The sequence below is a fragment of the Treponema peruense genome, from assembly GCF_016117655.1.
In the GTDB taxonomy this organism is placed as follows: Bacteria; Spirochaetota; Spirochaetia; order Treponematales; family Treponemataceae; genus Treponema_D; species Treponema_D peruense.
In genome coordinates this window covers 1,674,905-1,693,523 of the sequence record NZ_CP064936.1, presented here as the reverse complement: position 1 = coordinate 1,693,523, position 18,619 = coordinate 1,674,905, and the positions used below count along the sequence as shown (strand labels likewise).

Annotated in this window: 15 protein-coding genes and 1 tRNA gene; 11 read left to right on the top strand and 5 right to left on the bottom strand. The window is 42.9% G+C overall.

What is annotated here, in order from left to right:
• Position 1: 1 nt before the first annotated feature.
• Genes mutL through xseA form a run of 3 tightly spaced genes read right to left on the bottom strand, consistent with a single transcriptional unit; the run spans position 2 to position 3,383 of the window.
• The gene (gene mutL / locus IWA51_RS07825; protein WP_230402627.1) at positions 2–1,864 is read right to left on the bottom strand and encodes a DNA mismatch repair endonuclease MutL; all 1,863 of its coding nucleotides are present in this window, start codon (positions 1,862–1,864) and stop codon (positions 2–4) included.
• Positions 1,865–1,872: 8 nt separating this feature from the next.
• Positions 1,873–2,160, bottom strand: coding sequence for an exodeoxyribonuclease VII small subunit (gene xseB, locus IWA51_RS07820; RefSeq protein WP_177528906.1), 288 nt, complete (start codon positions 2,158–2,160; stop codon positions 1,873–1,875).
• Complete coding sequence (xseA, locus tag IWA51_RS07815; protein ID WP_198442021.1) at positions 2,157–3,383, bottom strand: exodeoxyribonuclease VII large subunit; 1,227 nt, start codon at positions 3,381–3,383, stop codon at positions 2,157–2,159. Before xseA ends, xseB begins: the two co-directional genes overlap by 4 nt.
• 57 nt (positions 3,384–3,440) lie before the next feature.
• Here xseA and IWA51_RS07810 point away from each other — a divergent pair, with 57 nt between their 5' ends.
• The 9 genes from IWA51_RS07810 (at position 3,441) to IWA51_RS07770 (ending at position 14,319) form a co-directional block, all read left to right on the top strand.
• Positions 3,441–5,024: a spiro-SPASM protein gene (locus tag IWA51_RS07810; protein ID WP_198442020.1), complete on the top strand. Its 1,584-nt coding sequence runs from the start codon at positions 3,441–3,443 to the stop codon at positions 5,022–5,024.
• Positions 4,999–5,958 carry a hypothetical protein gene (locus IWA51_RS07805; RefSeq protein ID WP_177528903.1) on the top strand — a complete coding sequence of 320 codons (960 nt, stop codon included), beginning with the start codon at positions 4,999–5,001 and terminating at the stop codon, positions 5,956–5,958. Before IWA51_RS07810 ends, IWA51_RS07805 begins: the two co-directional genes overlap by 26 nt.
• Positions 5,955–8,456 carry a cytidylyltransferase domain-containing protein gene (locus IWA51_RS07800; RefSeq protein ID WP_198442019.1) on the top strand — a complete coding sequence of 834 codons (2,502 nt, stop codon included), beginning with the start codon at positions 5,955–5,957 and terminating at the stop codon, positions 8,454–8,456. The genes IWA51_RS07805 and IWA51_RS07800 overlap by 4 nt, the downstream gene beginning before the upstream one ends.
• A gap of 1 nt (position 8,457) precedes the next feature.
• On the top strand, positions 8,458–10,110 hold the full coding sequence (locus tag IWA51_RS07795; RefSeq protein ID WP_198442018.1) for an ATP-grasp domain-containing protein: 1,653 nt from the start codon (positions 8,458–8,460) through the stop codon (positions 10,108–10,110).
• Positions 10,100–11,134 carry an N-acetylmuramoyl-L-alanine amidase family protein gene (locus IWA51_RS07790; RefSeq protein WP_177528900.1) on the top strand — a complete coding sequence of 345 codons (1,035 nt, stop codon included), beginning with the start codon at positions 10,100–10,102 and terminating at the stop codon, positions 11,132–11,134. Before IWA51_RS07795 ends, IWA51_RS07790 begins: the two co-directional genes overlap by 11 nt.
• Positions 11,131–11,589: a hypothetical protein gene (locus tag IWA51_RS07785; RefSeq protein ID WP_198442017.1), complete on the top strand. Its 459-nt coding sequence runs from the start codon at positions 11,131–11,133 to the stop codon at positions 11,587–11,589. Before IWA51_RS07790 ends, IWA51_RS07785 begins: the two co-directional genes overlap by 4 nt.
• A 145-nt stretch (positions 11,590–11,734) precedes the next feature.
• Complete coding sequence (locus IWA51_RS07780; protein ID WP_198442016.1) at positions 11,735–12,805, top strand: flagellar filament outer layer protein FlaA; 1,071 nt, start codon at positions 11,735–11,737, stop codon at positions 12,803–12,805.
• A gap of 92 nt (positions 12,806–12,897) precedes the next feature.
• Entirely contained in the window at positions 12,898–14,145 is a 1,248-nt protein-coding gene (locus tag IWA51_RS07775; RefSeq protein WP_198442015.1) for a (p)ppGpp synthetase, read from the top strand.
• A gap of 102 nt (positions 14,146–14,247) precedes the next feature.
• Positions 14,248–14,319, top strand: a tRNA-Glu gene (locus IWA51_RS07770).
• A 118-nt stretch (positions 14,320–14,437) separates the two neighbouring features.
• Here the strand turns inward: IWA51_RS07770 and IWA51_RS07765 are convergent.
• Entirely contained in the window at positions 14,438–15,640 is a 1,203-nt protein-coding gene (locus IWA51_RS07765; protein ID WP_198442014.1) for an aspartate-alanine antiporter-like transporter, read from the bottom strand.
• Between the two features lie 558 nt (positions 15,641–16,198).
• Here IWA51_RS07765 and IWA51_RS07760 point away from each other — a divergent pair.
• Positions 16,199–16,924: a hypothetical protein gene (locus IWA51_RS07760; protein ID WP_198442013.1), complete on the top strand. Its 726-nt coding sequence runs from the start codon at positions 16,199–16,201 to the stop codon at positions 16,922–16,924.
• 171 nt (positions 16,925–17,095) lie between these two features.
• Positions 17,096–18,280 (top strand): cation diffusion facilitator family transporter, encoded by a 1,185-nt coding sequence (locus tag IWA51_RS07755; RefSeq protein WP_198442012.1) that lies wholly within the window; start codon positions 17,096–17,098, stop codon positions 18,278–18,280.
• Positions 18,281–18,321: 41 nt separating this feature from the next.
• On the opposite strand, the gene IWA51_RS07750 is transcribed toward IWA51_RS07755, so the two are convergent.
• On the bottom strand, positions 18,322–18,615 hold the full coding sequence (locus IWA51_RS07750) for a hypothetical protein (protein WP_198442011.1): 294 nt from the start codon (positions 18,613–18,615) through the stop codon (positions 18,322–18,324).
• Between the last annotated feature and the right edge of the window lie 4 nt (positions 18,616–18,619).

Sequence of the window (18,619 nt, the reverse complement as noted above, 5' to 3'; positions counted from 1 at the left end):
GCTAAATTCTTTTGACCAGCGAAAAGAGCTGCCTGCGCGTGATTGCCGTATATACAGGCCTTCCGTGCGGGCAGTGCGGGTCAGGGAGTTCCAGCGCTTTTCTTGCAATTTCTTCTGCTGTTTTTTCATCCAGAACTGTTCCGTCCATAACTGCGGCACGGCAGGCTGTTGAGGCAGCAGCAGCGTTTATCATGTCACCGGGATTGATTCTTCTGTCCAAAAGATCCCTTGCAAGGTCTGCTTCTTTTCCTTTCCATCTGAGCGGTACCGAACTGAATTCCCATTTTCCATCCCCGCAGTTTTTTCCTGTAAAGCCTGCTTCATTCAGTTTGGGAAGAAGCGCTTCAAGGTAGTTGTCGTCGGCTTTTCCGTCTGTATAGACAGTGTAGGGAACAATAAGTTCCTGTTTTTGTCCTGCGTCGGCCATAATCTGATTGTAGATTATTCTTTCGTGTGCCGCGTGCTGGTCTATTATGTAAAGAATGTCATCTTTTTCGGCAATGATAAATGTTCCGAGGGTAATTCCAACAAAGTGAAAGCCATCATTTTTATTCTGTGCATTTTGTTCCGGTTGAGTTTGTGCAAATGTTTCTGAATCTGTTCCTGCATTTTGCGGAAGGTCTGCGGCGGTTTTTGCAAGAGACTGGATGTAGTTTGGCTTTGTGATTCTTCCTTCTACAGAGGCTTTCGAAAAGAATCTGCTTCTTGTGTCCGAGCGGCGCGGGGGCATATACTGTTTTATAAATGAAGTATCCCTGTGCTCTTCGTAAGCCGGCTCTTCTGTCTGTGTCATTGCAAAAGAGGTGTCCATAAATTCAAGGGCCGTGTCGTTCTGCGATTTTTCGTCCATTAAGGAAAGCGTATATTTTTTGAAGAAATCCTTTGTAATTGAACTTACGCCGTGATGAAGTGACGAAATGTCCTTGAACCGCACTTCGCGCTTTGCCGGATGAATGTTAAAGTCAACAAGTGACGGGTCTATGTTTACAAAAAGACATGCTACAGGATGTGTACCGTTGGGGAAGCAGCCCTGGGTTCCGTATTCTATAGCCTGGACAAGCGAATATTCCGTTACCCGGCGCCCGTTTATATAAATGTAAATATTTTTTCTGTTGCTGCGGGTTACTGACGGTTCCCCTATTATAAGGTCAAAATTCCATTCAGAATTTGTGTCAGAACCTTTAACATCATAAAAGAGGTCTTCTGATTCAAAAAAATCCATTGCCTGGACAAAACGCTGCTTTAGTGTCTGGCCTGCAGGAAGTGAAAGTTTTTCTTCGCCGTCCATGCTTATTGAAAAGGCAATGTCGGGGCGGGGAAGGGTTTTTTCTTCAAAGGTTGAACGGCAGAGTGTTCCTTCACTTGCAGGTCTTTTCAAAAAGCGCCTTCTTGCCGGAAAATTTTCAAAAAGTCCTTCTGTCTGAACGATTGTTCCGCGGTATTCTGCAGTTGGTTCCATAATGTGGTCTTCTGTTACCGAAGCACGCATTTTCCAGCCGCCGCTTGTTACCGTAAGGCGTGATACGGCCGCCATTGACGAAAGGGCTTCTCCTCTGAATCCGAGAGTATGCAGGTTAAGAAGATCTGTTTCTGAGGCAATTTTGCTTGTTGCGTGGGGACGGGCGCAGTTTTGCAAATCTTCTTTGTCCATGCCGCGGCCGTTGTCTATTACTCTGATTTTTTCTATTCCGCCACTGGTTATTTCTACGCGTATTCTGTCTGCGCCGCTGTCTACTGCATTGTCCATAAGTTCGCGAACAATGGCGTTGGGGCGGTCAATTACTTCTCCTGCCGCAATTTTTCTTGCTACTTCAGGAGACAGCACTTTTACACGGCGTTTTTGTGAAATCGTTTTTTCTTCCATAATATGAGTCAGGCGCGGGTTCCGTTAAGCTCTGTTGTTCCGCTGAAGAGGTCAAGAACAGGCTCTTCTTCTGTACCTGCAGTTTTCTTTGAAGATTTTTTTTCTTCGGGAAGCGAGTCGCCGTTCATAAGAATCTGAATGCGTCCTTCTATTGAATCAAGTTCTTTTTCCATTCCCTTTGCAAGCTTTATTCCTTCTTCAAAGCTTTTGAGTGCTTCTTCAAGGGTAATATTGCTTCTTTTTATATTTTCAGATAGCTGTTCAAGTCTTTCCAGATTTGATTCAAAGTTTTTCATTGTTCGCTTACCTCGCTTGTTTTTGTTACTTCTGCGTATATGGATCCCTTTGAGGGGCGTATCAAAAGTTTTTTTCCAAAAGCCGTGTCACTTGCGTTTCTTATTACGCGGCCTGTTTCTGCGTCGCAAACCATTGAATATCCTCTGTCAAAGATTGTCTGCGGATTGCAGTTTTCAAGAATCTGTGTGCACTGTGCAATTTTACGGCGTTTTTCTTCTATATAATTCTGCATGTTCTGTTCAAGCTGTTTTTGTACAGTGTCAAAACGGTTAAGAACAGGAAGTTCTATGTTTCTGAACTGGAGTTCCATGCTTTCTGGCGTGAAGGTTTTTAACAGAAGTTTCATGTTTTTAATGCGCTTGTCTATTTCTGTCTTTAAGTCGGTGACGGCATTCTGTATGCTTTCTGTTACCGAACGTTTTTCGGGAACTGTAAGTTCGGCAGCTGCGCTTGGAGTCGAGGCCCTTAAGTCTGCGGCAAAGTCGCTTAATGCCCAGTCAATTTCATGACCTACAGCCGAGACGACGGGTATGTCTGAGTTTGCAATTGCCCTTACAACACATTCTTCGCTAAACGGAAGCAGATCTTCGAGAGAACCGCCGCCGCGTCCTACAATCAGTACGTCGCAGAGTGAATAAGTGTTTGCAATTTTAATCATTCTTGTTATGGAAGGTGCAGCTTCTTCTCCCTGAACAAGAGCCGGTAGAATTACTATGCTTACTTTGTCATTGCGGCGCCTTACTATCTGGAGAATATCGCGTAGGGCAGCTCCTGTGGGGCTTGTGACAATACCTACCGTACCGGGAAAAAACGGAATATTCTTTTTTCTTGAACTGTCAAACAGGCCTTCCTGTGCAAACTGACGCTTTCTCTGTTCAATCATTTCAAGAATATCACCGGCTCCGGCTTTTGTCATTGAAGTAATTATTATCTGGTAATTACCCCGCGGTGCATATACGCTTACGGAACCTTTTACGACAACAAGAGTTCCGTCTTTCGGGGTAAAATCAAGGGATGCGGCTCTTCCGCGGAACATAACTGCAGAAATCTGGGCGTCGCTGTCTTTAAGGCTAAAGTAAAGGTGGCCTGATGCATTGGGCCTGAAGTTTGAAATTTCGCCTTTGAGAGAAATATTTGAAAAGGAACCTTCCAGCATGGTTTTTATAAGACCTGTAAGCTGGGAGACACTTAGCGCGTCGTTATTTTGTTCTGCAGAAGTCATTCGTTGATTGTAAACATTCGCTTTAATTTATACAAGAGAATTCCGATAATTGAAGGGATGAAAAATATAGTATTCCTTTTTGCGGGGTTCAGGCAGAGCCACGCTTTTGATAAAGTTTTTTCTTCTTCTTCGGCATTCGCAAGATGTCTTGTCTGGGCTTGCGGAATAAAAGACAGCCCTGATATTTTTATTGCGGCTGTTCCCGAAACAGAAGGTTTTGTAAAGGATGCGGTAAAGGCCTGCGGCTTAAAAAATGTTTCTGTTGTTTCAAAGCCGTCATGGACAACCCTTTCCCTTGTTCAGGCAATGGCTTCTTCCTGTGCCGCAAAAAATGCCGGATGTGCAGTTTATTCAGCGGCAGACAGACCGTTTCTTGACAGCGCCCTTACGCAGGAAGTTATGGACTGCCATTCAAAATATCTTGCGGAATACACCTTTGCCGACGGTTACCCGAAAGGTTTTGCCCCCGAAGTAATTGACGCCGGAACTCTGGCAATTCTGTCATCACTTGCCCAGGACCGTTTCAAAGAGGCCGGAGACGCACCTGTTTCTTCTGAATGCCTGTGGAATCTTATTAAAGGCGATATAAATTCTTTTGAAATAGAATGTGTCGTAGCCCCGAAAGACTGGCGCCTTTTGCGGCTTGATTTTTCATGCTGCAGCAGAATAAATCTTGAGGCATGCAAAAATCTTTACAAGGCGGCTTTGGACGAAAGAATTCCGTTTAAGGCAGAATCTCTTTCTGACTTTGCAGAAAAACGTCCTGACATTTTAAAGACAGTGCCTGCTTTTTACAATATTCAGATTTCGGCAGAAGATGCTTCAGTTGCAGATTATGCCCCTGCTTTTTTGAAATGCACCGGCGGAATGGAAAATATGGGGCTCGAAAAATTCAGGGCTCTTCTTTCGCAGATTGCAGAATTTTCAGAAACGGCTGTTGTAGGACTTTCTGCACGCGGTGAACCGCTCAAAGTAAATTCTTTGTGCGATTATATAGAATCTGTTTTAAGTTTTCCAGGACTTTCAGTGCTTGTAGAAACTGACGGAACACTTGTTACCGAAACCCTTGCAGATAAAATTCTTGTTGCGTTAAAAAATGCACCTGCACGTGCCGTAAAAAAATCTGCTGTTACGTGGATTGTTATGCTGGATGCTTTTTCAGAAGAAAAGTATTCTTCTATGAGGCACGGCGGAAACTTTGCTGCGGCTGTAAATGCTGTTCAGATTCTTGGAAGAAGATTTCCTTCATGCGTTTACCCGCAGTTTACGCGCGTTAATGAAAATGAAGACGAACTTGAAAAATTCTACAGATTCTGGCATGAAAAGGATTCTCCTTCAGGCGGAAAACTTATTGTAAAAAAATATGACTCGTGCTGTGCAGTACTTCCTGACAGAAAACCTGCAGACCTTTCTCCTTTGGAAAGATGTCCCTGCTGGCATTTGAGGCGCGACATGATTGTACTATGTGACGGAAGCGTTCCTTTGTGCCAGGAATGTATCGGTGAAGAACCTGCAGGAAATGTTTTTGAAGAAGGCGTGCAGTCCGTCTGGAATAAAATAGAACTTTCTTCTGACGGAACATCTGTTTCAAAAAAAGATAAATGTGGTAAATGCGATGAATACTATACCTTTAATTTTTAACGAGCGTCATATAAATTACACTTCAGTCGGCGGAACAGAAAGTGCGCGCAAAGTACTTGTTCCGGTAACCTGCGTAGTTCTTAACAGAATAGAAGGACAGTACCGGCCGCGTGTGTTTGACAACATTCTTTCAAAAGGGTTTGACCAGGTTATAAGCGTTGAACACAAAGGCGAAAGAAATGCTGCGGGAGATCTTGCGCGCATGTACCCCTCAATCAAGTTTATGACGGCACTCGAAGATGTTACACAGGGTGACCTTCTGAATATTGCCATGGCCGAATCAAGAAACCGCTGTGTTCTTGTTGTGCAGGATGACATGTGCGTAGAAAAATTTTCTTTTACGCCAAGACTTGCAGAAGTTCTTTCTTCAAAAAATGTATTCTGCTGTGCGCCCAGACTTTATTCGGGGGAATACAGGCTTCTTCCTACTGTATTCTGTCCTTCGGTAAGGAATTCTGTTTTTACCGTAGAAAACGGAACCAGACTCGACGACGGAACAGAAACACTTTTTGCTACAGATCTGGCAGGTTTTTATGACAGGGACAAATATATTCAGCTTGGAGGAGCGGACTACACGATAACGTCAGAATACTGGCAGAAGGCAGATCTTTTTCTTCGTTCATGGCTTTGGGGTGAACGGACTCTGATCAGTTTCCCTTTTGAACTTACATACTGTTTTGACACTCCGGAACAGGATCAGACTGTTGACCTTTCTTACCTGAGGTTTTATCTTAAAAACCTTCTTCCTGTAGTAAAAAACGGGGCTGCAGTTATTCCGCTTTCGTCGTTTGCTGCATTCAATTCAAGAAGTTCATGCGGAATCTCTGAGTCGGTAAAGCAGTTTAACAATGCAAGACGCTGGGTTTCGCGCAATAAATACCGTTTTGCTATGGATGCAGTTTCCCTTATTGAAAACTGGGGTGTAGAAAAATGAAACTTAGAGATTTATTCAACAGAAAAAGAAATAAAACCGTTCTTATAGTTCAGTGCAGACTTTCTTCAACAAGGCTTCCCGGAAAAGCACTTCTTCCCCTTGGCGGAAAAACTGTTTTGGAATGGGTTCTTGCTTCCATGAAAAAAGTCAAGGCTGACCGCTATTATCTCGCAGTTGACGAAAAAAGCTGTGAACAGCTGGCTCCTATTGCTTTTAAATGCGGCTGGGACTTTTTTGCCGGCTCCGAAACAGATGTTCTGGACAGATTCTGCAATGTAATAAAAATGTCAAAGGCAGACACTGTAATACGTGCCACTGCAGACAATCCGTTTTTGTTTTATGAAGCGGCGCAGTCTCTTGCAGAAGAATACGATTTGCGCAATTCAACTGCCAATGTTGACTACATAACATATACAGGACTTCCACACGGAAGCGGCGTGGAAATGTTCAATGCACATTCTCTTTTGAAAGCCGCATCCATGACCAGTTTGGACTATGATCATGAACACGTGGGGCCTGCTTTGTACAACCATCCCGACAGTTTCAACAGTCTTTTTGTACGTGCACCCGCGAGATTCTGCCGTCCCGAACTCAGGTCTACAATAGATACTGCCGCCGACTACAGACGTGCGCTTGCCGTGGTTCAGTCAGTTTCAAAAGGTGGTAAGTGTGACCAGCCTTATACATGCGAACAGATTCTGCAGGGGCTTGATTCTTACTGTATTTCTTCGCCTGTTCTTTTTATTCCGTCAGTTGAATGCGGAAGGGGAACAGGTCATCTGCGCCGCTGTCTGGAACTTGCAGAAAAAACAATCTCTGATGTTTATATTCCCGAAAACTGCACTCTTGCCGAAACAGAAGAACTTTTGGACGAGGCCAGAAAAAACGGACTCTTTGAATGGCAGATTGTGCGTAATTTTGATTCTGTCCAGGATTATTCCATGGTTGTGACGGATATGTTCAAAACACCTGATTCACTTCTTAAAAAAATCCCGCGCGGAATAAAAATTGTTGCTTTGGATGAGGGCCGCACAGACACTTCGTACGCAGATTTTGTTATAGATGTAATTCCTTCTGCAGACAGCGAGCGCGTTGTAAATATTTCGGATCCTTCTTATATGGAACTTCCACTTAACAGACGCAACAGTGTACCATCATGTGTAAAAAAAGCAATTGTGGTTCTTGGCGGTGAAGACCCGTCAAACCTTACTGTTCCTGCAGCAAAGGCTCTTGCAGAACTTGGAATTTATGTTACTGCGGTAATGCCTTCACAAAAGACTTCTGATATTCCCGACGGAATTTCTTCAGAACAGGCTGGGTTTATTGCCTTTGTTCCGCCGGTAGAAAATCTGCGCGAAAAACTTTTCGGCTATGATCTTGTAGTAACGCATTACGGCTTTACTGCTTTTGAAGCTTCGGCTGCAGGATGTCCTGTCATATTGCTTGGAACTTCACCGCTTCACGAAAAACTTGCTAAAAAATATTCTTTTGCATGTCTTGCACCGTCTTCGGTTACAAAAGAAAAATTTGCATCCCTTCTGGAAAACCCGGCAACCCTCGTAAACAGCGCATTTTCAGAAGGAGGCAAGTCTCTTTCTGAGTGCATCATTTCCCTTTCAAAAGGAACAAGACTTATGTGCCCTGTATGCCGCAGCCGTCCTGAACATGATGATGCTGTTGTAGCACGCGTTCCCGAAAGAACATTCAGACGCTGTTCTTCATGCGGAATAATTTACATGTCATGGAAGCCTTATTCCCACCCGGACATTTACGGAAGATCTTATTTTACCGAAGAATACAAAAAACAATACGGAAAAACCTATCTCGATGACTTTGCTTCAATAAAAGCACAGTGTGTAAGAAGAGTCAGCATCATTGACTTTATTTACAGAAGACAGCATTCGTCTGTAACACCTGTTGTTCTTGATGTAGGATGCGCAATGGGGCCGTTTCTGGACGCAGCAAACGATTCGGGCTGGCAGGTATTCGGAACAGACATTTCTGCTCAGGCCGTTGACTATGTGCAGAAGACACTCAATTATCCTGCTGTGTGCGGTTCATTCCCCGATGTAGATTTGAGTGCCGAATTCGGAATAGAAAAATTCGATGCCGTAACAATGTGGTATGTTCTTGAACATTTTGAAAATGCAGATGCAGTTTTAAAAGCCGTGTCATCCCTTTTGAAAAAAGGCGGAATCTTTGCATTCAGCACTCCTTCTGCTTCGGGAATAAGTGCAAAATTCAATACAGAAGAATTTTATGCATCAAGCCCGGCCGACCACTACACACTGTGGGAAACAGGAAGGGTAGAGCAGATTCTTCACAGGTACGGATTCAAAGTAGTAAAAATTGTTCCGACTGGAATCCACCCGGAACGGTTCCCGTGCGTCAAAAACAAAAACTTAAGTGACAAATCGCTCAAATTCAAACTGCTGGGAATGGCTGCAAAAATGATGCGGCTTGGCGATACATTCGAAGTTTACTGCAGGAAAATATAAAATGCCTTTACAGAATACAAATAAAACCGTAGCCGATGCGCAGAATAAAGAATATGTTCTCATACTTGGAGCAGGTCTTATGCAGAGGCCGGCCATTGAAGCTGCCAGGGAACTTGGTTTTGCGGCCGTCGTTGCAGATGCCAATCCAAAAGCTGTGTGTGTTCCGTTTGCCGACATCTTTGCTCCGGTAGACTTAAAGGACCGCGAAGGGCTTTTGAAACTTGCACAGTCTTTCGGATTAAATCTTAAAGCCGTTTTTACAGCTGGAACAGATTTTTCTTCATCAGTTTCATTTGTTGCACAAAAGTGCGGCCTTGTTTCACATACTCTTGAAGCGGCAGAAAACGCAAGTGACAAAGTGCGCATGAGAAAATGTTTTCTTGAGGCAGACGTTCCTTCCCCCGATTTTATGCAGATAGAACAAAGCGCAATACAGGACTTTTTGTCTTCCAAAGAGTGCGCTGAACTTGAGTTTCCCAAAGTTGTAAAACCTGTAGACAACATGGGGGCACGCGGCTGCCGTCTTGCTCGTGACAGAAGCGAACTTGAACACTCACTTTGTGAAGCGGCAAAAAATTCGCGTTCGGGCAGGGTAATTGTTGAAGACTATATGGAAGGCCCCGAATTTTCCATTGATGCGCTTGTACATGACGGAACATTTACCGTTACAGGATTTGCAGACCGCCATATTTTTTACAAACCGTATTTTATAGAAATGGGACACACAATGCCGTCTTGTGTTCCGCCGCAAATAAAACTTGAACTCATTGAAGCGTTTGCAAAGGGTGCGGCATCTCTTGGACTTACAGAAGGGGCGGCAAAAGCAGACATCAAGTACACAAAAAACGGCCCTATGATAGGAGAAATTGCAGGTCGTCTTTCAGGTGGCTATATGTCTGGCTGGACATACCCTTACGCATCTTCACTTAACCTTACGGAACAGGCTCTCCTTATAGCTGCAGGAAAAGAACCTGTAGAACTTGTAAAAAAGAGAAAGCCGCTTGGTATAACTTCAGGCAATTTTGTGCTTTATGAAGCTGAATGCGACAAAACCAGTGCAGAACGCGCATTTATTTCCATACCGGGAACAGTTTCTTCTGTATACGGAACAGATACGGCATCGTCTTCTCCTTTTGTAAAAAACCTTCTGTTCAGGTGCGGTGAAGGCTCAGATGCAGAATTCCCCCGCAACAATGTAGAAAAGTGCGGCAATGCAATATCCTGCTCAAAAAGTGCAGCCCTCGCTCGTTCTGCAGCAGAATATGCTGTTTCGCAACTGACACTCCGGTTAAAGCCACATTCAGAAAAAACAGACAGTTTTCTTTTTGGACAGGATCTTCCTTTTGAAAAGAATTTTCCGCCGCCAGCCTTTGCGTGCACAGAAAAAACAGAAGCGGCCCTTGACAGACTGCTTGGTGAAAGTCCTGTATTCAAAACAGGAACAAAAGCATCGGTATATTTTTCACAGATTATTCCGCTTATGGAAGGGCAGTACGACTGGAATAAAAAAAGTTTTACTGTAACACTTGAACAGTACGACCAGCTTTGTCCGAACCATCAGGATATAGAAGGCAGAAGTTTTTCCCGTGCTCTTTTTAAAGGTGGAATCCAGGGAATGCTTTACGTAAGCGATGGAGTATCTTATGAATCGTAGAATTTTTGTTTTGATAGCGGCAGTCCTCTTGTCTTCCCATGCGGTTTTTTCCCAGACAAAATGGGTTAACGCGGTAGAATCTGCAAAAAAAGCAGGAATGTGCCTTTACTGGGATCCGCTGGCGCAGTCAGGCGTTCTTGAAAAAAACGGACACCAGATTTCGTTCAGGGCAGGCGACGGTTTTGTACTGCGCGATTACAAGACAATAGTTACCGAAGATGCACCAAAGGTAGAAAACGGAACACTTCTGGCAACAGAAAGTTTTATGCGCTCAGCGGACAGTTTCTTTCAGACCGAAAGCGATGAAAGTCCCTACCGCATAGGTGCAATCCTCATAGACCCCGGACACGGCGGAAAAGACCCCGGTGCAATGGCAACACATACAATCGACGGTAAAAAGCGTACAATCCGCGAAAAGGACGTAAACCTGAGCGTAGGATTAAAACTGTATGACTACCTCAAAAAGTCCTATCCAGATAAAAAAATTCTCATGACGCGCAATACAGATGTGTTTATATCACTTGCGCAGCGTACAGAAATAGCAAATTCCGTAAAACTTGCCGAAAACGAAGCAATTCTTTATGTGTCAGTTCACGTAAATTCAAATTTTGACGAGTCTGCTTCGGGTTATGAAGTCTGGTATCTTTCGCCCGGTTACAGAAGGCAGGTTATAGATTCAAAAACAACCGACGATAAGTCACTTTCCACAATATTGAACAGCATGATGGAAGAAGAATACACTACAGAATCAATCCTGATTGCAAAATTTATACTTGAAGGAATAGGAGCGCAGGTAGGAAACTTAAGCAAAGCCCGCGGAATAAAGGCTGAAGAATGGTTTGTCGTAAGAAATACAAAAATGCCCAGCGTACTTATAGAAACAGGATTTCTTTCAAACAAAAAAGAAGCGGCTCTCCTGCTTGACGACAAGTACTTGCAGAAACTCTCTTTCGGGATATATAATGGACTGCAGGCATTTGTAACACATTTTGAACGCTCAAGAGGATTCACGGGAATAAAATGAAAACAGAACTTAAAAAAAAGTTTCTTCCGAATATAGCGCTTGGAATTTTTTTTGGCTCCATGTTGTTTTCGGTATGCATGTATTTGATAAGCGGAATTCAGCCGTACAGAGTTTATTACTTCCGCTCTTTTGATTCAGACTCTGTATTTTCTGAAACAAGAAGGGCAGTCGCAAAGCCCGAAAGCGGTGAACTTGAATATTATATAGATGACATTCTTCTGGGACCCATTACAAACAGATACAAGCCTTTATTTGCACCAGGAACTTCCGTCGAATTCTGCATAAAAAAGGGAAAAGAACTTCACCTTGGTCTTACAGCGCAGGCCCTTAAGCCTGATTCCGAGACCTGTTCCATACCCGACGGAGTGGAACTTTTGAAAAAAAATATTGTGAGTAATTTCACAAATATAAAAAAAATTCACATATACATTGGGGGACGTCCTGCAGGCGAATAGTGACTGTATTTTTTAATTTATTATATCTTTTGATTTTAAGTTAAATTTTCAGCCTGAATAATCAAAACAAGTTGACAAAAAGACTATCTTGTTAGATACTATATACTACAAGGCTACATCAAATGTGTATTAAAAGGAGCTTCGAATGAAGAGGACTTTATTTTTAACTGCCGCTGTCATGCTTCTGGCAGGTACATTCGCTTTCGCTAAGGAATCAACGCTCATCGACTTTACTTTGCTCGATGCAGACACTGTTGCTGACGAAAACGGTAATCCTACAGAAAACAGCAGAACTGTAATGGATTATTCTGTAGCCGCCGGTGCAACATTCACCAGCGATCAGAAATCACTTATGAAGACTTCGCTTGCTCTTCCTCGCTGGGAAGTAGAGCTTAACTCTTCTGCAAGAAATGTTGAGGCTGTTGCTTATTCACAGGTAGTAGCAGCTCCTGTAAAAGACACTGCTGATGTTCCTTTTGCAGGAAGCAACGTAATGGGTGTACGTGTTATATTCCCGACATGGAACAACAACGCAAATGCCAGAATCGTTCCCCCGTTTGAAATTCAGGCTTACGAGCCTCTTTCTGATGCTGACGAGAACGGAAACCGCTTGCAGCCTACAGACGAGCAGAAGGGAAAATATCTTTTCGAAGAAGGATACGGTCTCGTAAAGAATGTTGGAACACTCAAGTCAATCGCTGTTACAACAATGGGTATGAACTATCCGCACCAGCTTTATGTACTTCTTAAGGACAATGACGGTGTAGAGCGCCGCTACCTTATGGGAAATCTTTACTTTGATGGTTGGAAAACACTTCAGTGGAACAACCCTGACTATATTTCAGAAGTTCGCACACGCGAGATTCGTGTTTATCCGATTTACCCGCGCGGACTTCCATTCGTAAAGTTCTGCGGCTTCCAGGTAACACGCGATGCTTCTCACATTGGTGACAACTTCATCGGTTACTTCAAGGATGTAAAGATTATTTACGACCTCGCAGTTCTTTCTGCAGACCGCGACATTGATGATGAAGACCTTTGGGGCATTATCGGAAAGAAAGAGCAGGCTCGCCAGAACAACGAGATGTCACGCTTTGGAAACAAGCAGGTTAACCGCTTTATCGAGCAGGAAAAGATGGCTACCGAAGAAACATTTAGTTCTTCTTTGGAAGCAGGATCTGATTCAAACGCTCAGGCTACTGACGCTGCAAAATAAGTCTTGAATGACTAAGAAGGACCGCCCTGTTCAGGACGGTCTTTTTTTATGCCCTGAAGTTTTCTTAACATTTACAATTATTGGTTTACGATATGAATAAAAATTTGCTTATGATGCCTGACAAAAATAAAATTAAGGCCTGTTATGATTCCTATTCTTTTCTTTTTACAAAAATTCTGGAAAATATAGAACATAAACTTCGTGAAACCATTTATCTTGCGTCAAATCCTACTTACAAGACACGGGTCAAGTCTTTTTCAAGCTATTATAAAAAGATTCTGCGCCAGAAATCGGCCGAGGCATGTGAAGGAAATCACCTTGTTACTTTGACAGACATGATCGGAATAAGGGTAATCTGCGCTTTTCTGGAAGATCTTGGTGTTGTACAGCAGCAGATACAGGATGCATTTGAAGTCAGGGAAATAGAAAAGAAGGGTGCCGAGCAGTCGTTCAGGGAGTTCGGCTATGAGTCAATTCATATTCTTGTTTCGATTCCAAAGGAATGTATTCCAGAAGATTTGCAGGGACTTGAGATTCCCGGTAATCTGGTTTGCGAAATTCAGGTTAGAACTATTCTTCAGGACGCTTGGGCCGAAGTGGAACATGAGCTTATTTACAAGTCTGAATTCAATCCGTTTGACAAACCTCTTCGCAGAAAACTTGCTTCCATAAACGCCAGTCTGACGCTTGCAGACATGATTTTTCAGGAAATAAGGGACTATCAGAACAGACTTCAGGAAGAGCTTGGTACGCGCCGGGAAAACTTTTATGACATGGTAGATGACATTTCTGACAGGGAAATGAATATAAACCACCGTAAAGAGAATGTCAGGGAACTTTCAAGTCCTTTTGAAAAGGGCAGTATTGACGATCTGGTTCTGGAAGCTCTGCATGAGCACAACCAGGGCAATTTTGACAAGGCTATAGCCATTTATTCGCGTATTCTTGAGTCAAAACCGACCCCCTCTGATGTTGTGTGTTCTGTAATTCTCAAGCACAGGGGTATGGCATATTTTGCCCGGAACGATTATGAATGTTCGCTTGCTGACTTTAAAAAGAGTTTTGAAATTAACCCGCACAGTGAACGGTCTGTTTATTACGAGGGGATTGTTTATGCCCTTCAGGGAGAACATGAGCGGGCAGTGGAGTGTTTCGGCAAGTCTCTTGCACTCAATTCATTCCAGAGTCATGTTTACTTCAGGCGCTCTCTTTCATACTTTGCACTGGGCAAATATGATGATTCACTGGAGGATTTGAAGCAGGCGGAAAATCTTGGCCTTGATAATGATGATTTGAAGGCCTTTAAGGCTAAGATTTTGGATAAGTTTGACATGAAATGAGGTTTGTTTTTTTTTAATTTTTTTTACTAAATTTTACATTTTGATATTGACATACAATATGTGTTTATGATATAGTCTAAACATACCACATTAAGTGTGTATGTCTCCTTCGTCTAGTGGTTAGGACATCGGGTTTTCATCCCGACAACATGGGTTCAATTCCCGTAGGAGATGTCAGGGTTCCTTTCAGGAGCCCTTTTTTTATGCCTTCACAATAGTCTGTATTTTATATTATAAAAAAAGACCGTTCTCCTTTTGGAAAACGGTCTTTTTAGTTGATACACAAAATGTCTTAGAAAAGCATTACTATGATTTTTGCTGCAAGAACAACGGAAACGAGTGCCAGCGGGTATGTTGCTGCATAGGCAGAAGATACTTCATCTGTTCCAGTTGTGGCAATGAGGGTTCCGAGTGCCGGTGTACTTGTCATTCCGCCTGTGATTGAACCGAGGTTGTTGAAGAGATTGAGCTTGAATACAAAACGTGCAATAAGGTATCCCACAATCATAGGTACGGTTGTCATGATGGCTCCGTAGATAAAGTATGAAACCTTAACGTTTGAAACAAAGTTTACTCCACCGGGAACGCCTGCTCCGATAAGGAAGAGTACAAGTCCCAGTTCCCTCATGAAGTTTAGGGTCTGCTTGCTTATTCTGCAGTCAACTTTTCCTATCCTTCCGAAGTGTCCTATAATAAGTCCTGCAACCAGTGTTCCGCCTGAGTTACCCAGTGAGAAGTTTACTCCCGGAATTTTTATTGCACCGATTATACAGCCAAGAGCTACTGCCAGGAAGAAGGGGAAGAATCCGAAGTCATCAAGCTGAACAAGTGTTCCCTTTGGTTCAGGAATTGTTACAGAGTTTGCGGCAACGAAATTTTCGCGTTCTTTGGCCATGTCTACTTTAAGAAGTTTTGGTACAAGCTGAACGAAAAGAACTACTCCAAGAACTCCGTAAAGATATGCAATTCCGTAGCCTGCACTTATTGCGTCTTGGTCTACTCCCGGAACTTCCTTTGCGGCACTGAATCCCGGTGTACTTGTGAGGCCGCCGGTAAGAAGACCTACAGCCATTTCTGAAGAAAGGTTTTCGTCACATAATATGCAGATAATTGCAGTTACTGCTCCCAAAACTATGATTATTACTCCGAGAAGAAGATATGCAAGAGATTTTCTGTTGAATGTGCGGAAGAATTTTGGTCCTGCGATAAGTCCTACAGCCGTTACGAAAAGCGCTGTTCCGATATTGGAAACAAGAGCGAATTTTGACTTTATTGAGTCTCCCCATAAAGTAATCTGCGTGTCGACAATTGAAAATGTAGGAAAGTAGTGGATGAGTACACCGTATGCGAGGGCTACGATGAGGACACCGGCTGTTCCTAGTGAGATTCCTTTTACGTTTACTCCGCCGAGCATGAATCCCAGCGCGCCGATGATGAAAATGATGAAAATGATTGAAAGCGACGAGGAGCAGACTCCTGCCAAGTAGCTAAGCATTTTTTTCCCCTAAAAATAAAGATGATTTCAATAATTATACCGCTTTGATTACCTTTATACAATAGAAAAGAATTTGCTGTTTTGCATCCGGGTGTTATTTTCAGGAGCAATTTAATATTCAGAGTCTTTTTAATTTATAACAAATTTATAATATTTTGATTGACAGAAACTCAAGGGGGGGGGTAGAATATAGAAGCGGTTCAGTTTGGACCGGTATTATTTTATTGTTTAGGAAGGGATTTTATGAAAAAAATTCGAACCAGCTTATTTGCAATTGCCGGAATAGTTCTTTCGAGCGTTCTGGTTTTGGGTTGTCCGTCACAGGATACCAAGGAGACTACATAGACACAGACAACGGCTTCTGATGTAACTGTTCCCGAGTCTGTCAACAAGTCAGAGTATACTGCCCCGTCTGAAGAAAACAGGGAAGCGGTTATTGAAGAACTCAAAATTGCATTTACGACTTCGGGAAAGACACTGATTCCTGATTTCAGTGGAGCGGTTGTTGAAGATACTTCACGTACTACTGTTGAAGAAATGACTACAATGTTTGAGGAGATGAATAAACAGTTTGACAAGTTTTCATCAGATCTTCAGAAAAATGGAAAAGCTGAGCTGAACATTAACAAGGCACCGGGAAATATAGAAGAACTTCCTGACGGTGTTTCTGCTGTAATTCCGGAACTTAAACTTTATTTGAATTCTGAATTAATTATTCCGACAACAGAGACAGAACCGTTAGGAATAAAGGCGTCTGCAAATGCCTGTGCTTCGGGAAAACTTTCTGTTGACTACACAAAACTTGATCCTGAGACTGAAACTGAATTCAAGTCTGCAGTTTTTAATGCTTCGGGCAGTCTGAACGGTGATATGCAGGCTACTACTGATATGGTTCCTGAAGGGGAAACAACTTCTACTTCTCTTAACATTACCTCTGGAAATATGAGTATGGCTGCAAGGGCCGGTTCAGGTATGGTATTTGTTCTTGAAAGAAGCAAGGTTGCCGGTAAAATTGTTGCCAATGTTTCATATGCTGTTTCTGCAGACAAGGGTAAAATGCAGGTTGTAGCAGACAAAGCTGCGGCCGGTGAAATGGGCTCTCTTACCAAAGAACAGCTTGGTGCACTTGTTTCTGCGGCAAAGATCAAGGTGGACGTTTATACACTCGATGACCAGTTTGCATTCAACTGGGTTGAACTAGACGGATTTGACAAAGTTTATGACTTTATTGAAAAATCGAAAGCAGTTTTGTTCCCCCCGGAGACTCCTGAAGTAACCGAGTAATTTTTCTGAAATTAATTTTTATGGCTGTCAGGACTGCTGTATGTGTCCTGACAGCCATTTTTTAATTTACAATTTGTGCGCAAAGTTCTATAATGGGCATTCAGTCTTTAACGACTGAAGCCGGCTCTTTAAGCAGAAATTTTTTAGAGCCTGGCCTTACAGGAGTGGATTATGATTTCATTGCTTTCGCGCATTTTTATAAAAGACAGCCGTGATTATTCAAAACCGTCTGTTAGAACAGCATACGGGGTTTTGTGCGGTGCGTTTGGTATTTTTCTGAATATTGTTCTTTTTGCCGCAAAATTTATTGCCGGAACTCTGGCCGGTTCTGTTGCCATGACTGCAGATGCCTTCAACAACCTCTCCGATGCTGCTTCTTCTCTTGTTTCTATACTTGGATTTAGGATTGCGTCAAAAAAGCCTGACTCTGAGCATCCTTTTGGCCACGGCCGCATGGAATATGTTTCGGGGCTTATTGTTTCATTTTTGATTCTTATGATGGGTGTTGAACTTATTAAAACTTCTGTTGAAGCGATAATCAACCCGGAGCCTGTTTCGGGAGGGCTTGTTCCTGTTCTTATTCTGTGCGCATCGATTCTTGTAAAATTTTATATCTGGTTTTACAATCATTCCGTAGGAAAGAAAATTTCTTCTGTGGCACTTGAAGCTACGGCTATGGACAGTCTTTCTGATATGATTTCTACTTTCGTAGTAATTGTTTCGGTAATCTGTTCAAAATTCTGCAGTCTGCCTGTAGATGGCATTGGCGGTATAATTGTTGCTGTCTTTATTTTAAGAACAGGATTTGAGTCTGCCAAGGAAACTCTGCGTCCTCTTTTGGGTACACCGCCTTCAGAAGAACTTGTTAAAGCTATTGAAGCCGAAGTTATGTCACACAAGCCTATAATCGGCATCCACGATCTTGTCATACATGATTACGGTCCGGGACGCATGATGGTTTCTTTGCATGCAGAAGTTCCCGGTGACCAGAATATTTTTGAACTTCACGACGTTGTTGACAATGCAGAGATTTCACTTTCCCAAAAGCTGGGGTGTTCCGCAGTGATTCATATGGATCCTGTTGACTCAAAAAATGAACGCCTTAAGGAACTGCATAAAATTGCTTCTGAATGCGCAAAACAGATTGACACAAGGCTTTCTGTACATGACGTGAGAATGGTTCCCGGTCCTAGCCATACGAATCTTATTTTTGATGTTGTAAGACCTTTTGACTGCTGTGAAGACCGTGCTTCCCTTAAGAAAGAACTTGCTTCCAGAATAGAGAGGCTTTGCAGCGATGTAAGATGCGTTATATGCGTGGACGACCCTTACTGCAGTGACGATGAAGAAAAGTAGTTTTTAAGAATGGTGGGAATTCCGCCGTTCTTAAAATACAATTATCCGAGGTCATCGTCAAAAGTGTCGGGATCGTCAAAGTCTGCCTCGGGAAACTGGTCAATAACGGAATCTTCGTAGTCCTGTTCTGCTGTGGGAATGTCATCCCACTTCATTGGACCTGAAGATTCCTTTTTTTGGCGTGGATAATCAGAATAACTGCCTTCACCCAAATCATGATAACGGGCGCCGAAAAAGCCGTATTCGGTGTAAGCATCGCCGTTTATTGATGTACGGATCAATAATGCAATTACTATTACGGCGATTATTGCAATTATGATGATTATCGCAGTCATTGTC

Bases quoted from the DNA above. Each gene is read 5' to 3' on its own strand.
- IWA51_RS07750 (WP_198442011.1), bottom strand. From the start codon at position 18,615: ATGACTGCGATAATCATCATAATTGCAATAATCGCCGTAATAGTAATT.
- IWA51_RS07800 (WP_198442019.1), top strand. From the start codon at position 5,955: ATGAAACTTAGAGATTTATTCAACAGAAAAAGAAATAAAACCGTTCTT.
- IWA51_RS07785 (WP_198442017.1), top strand. From the start codon at position 11,131: ATGAAAACAGAACTTAAAAAAAAGTTTCTTCCGAATATAGCGCTTGGA.
- IWA51_RS07760 (WP_198442013.1), top strand. From the start codon at position 16,199: ATGAATAAACAGTTTGACAAGTTTTCATCAGATCTTCAGAAAAATGGA.
- xseA (WP_198442021.1), bottom strand. From the start codon at position 3,383: ATGACTTCTGCAGAACAAAATAACGACGCGCTAAGTGTCTCCCAGCTT.
- IWA51_RS07790 (WP_177528900.1), top strand. From the start codon at position 10,100: ATGAATCGTAGAATTTTTGTTTTGATAGCGGCAGTCCTCTTGTCTTCC.
- xseB (WP_177528906.1), bottom strand. From the start codon at position 2,160: ATGAAAAACTTTGAATCAAATCTGGAAAGACTTGAACAGCTATCTGAA.
- IWA51_RS07795 (WP_198442018.1), top strand. From the start codon at position 8,458: ATGCCTTTACAGAATACAAATAAAACCGTAGCCGATGCGCAGAATAAA.
- mutL (WP_230402627.1), bottom strand. From the start codon at position 1,864: ATGGAAGAAAAAACGATTTCACAAAAACGCCGTGTAAAAGTGCTGTCT.
- IWA51_RS07805 (WP_177528903.1), top strand. From the start codon at position 4,999: ATGAATACTATACCTTTAATTTTTAACGAGCGTCATATAAATTACACT.
- IWA51_RS07780 (WP_198442016.1), top strand. From the start codon at position 11,735: ATGAAGAGGACTTTATTTTTAACTGCCGCTGTCATGCTTCTGGCAGGT.
- IWA51_RS07765 (WP_198442014.1), bottom strand. From the start codon at position 15,640: ATGCTTAGCTACTTGGCAGGAGTCTGCTCCTCGTCGCTTTCAATCATT.
- IWA51_RS07755 (WP_198442012.1), top strand. From the start codon at position 17,096: ATGATTTCATTGCTTTCGCGCATTTTTATAAAAGACAGCCGTGATTAT.
- IWA51_RS07810 (WP_198442020.1), top strand. From the start codon at position 3,441: ATGAAAAATATAGTATTCCTTTTTGCGGGGTTCAGGCAGAGCCACGCT.
- IWA51_RS07775 (WP_198442015.1), top strand. From the start codon at position 12,898: ATGAATAAAAATTTGCTTATGATGCCTGACAAAAATAAAATTAAGGCC.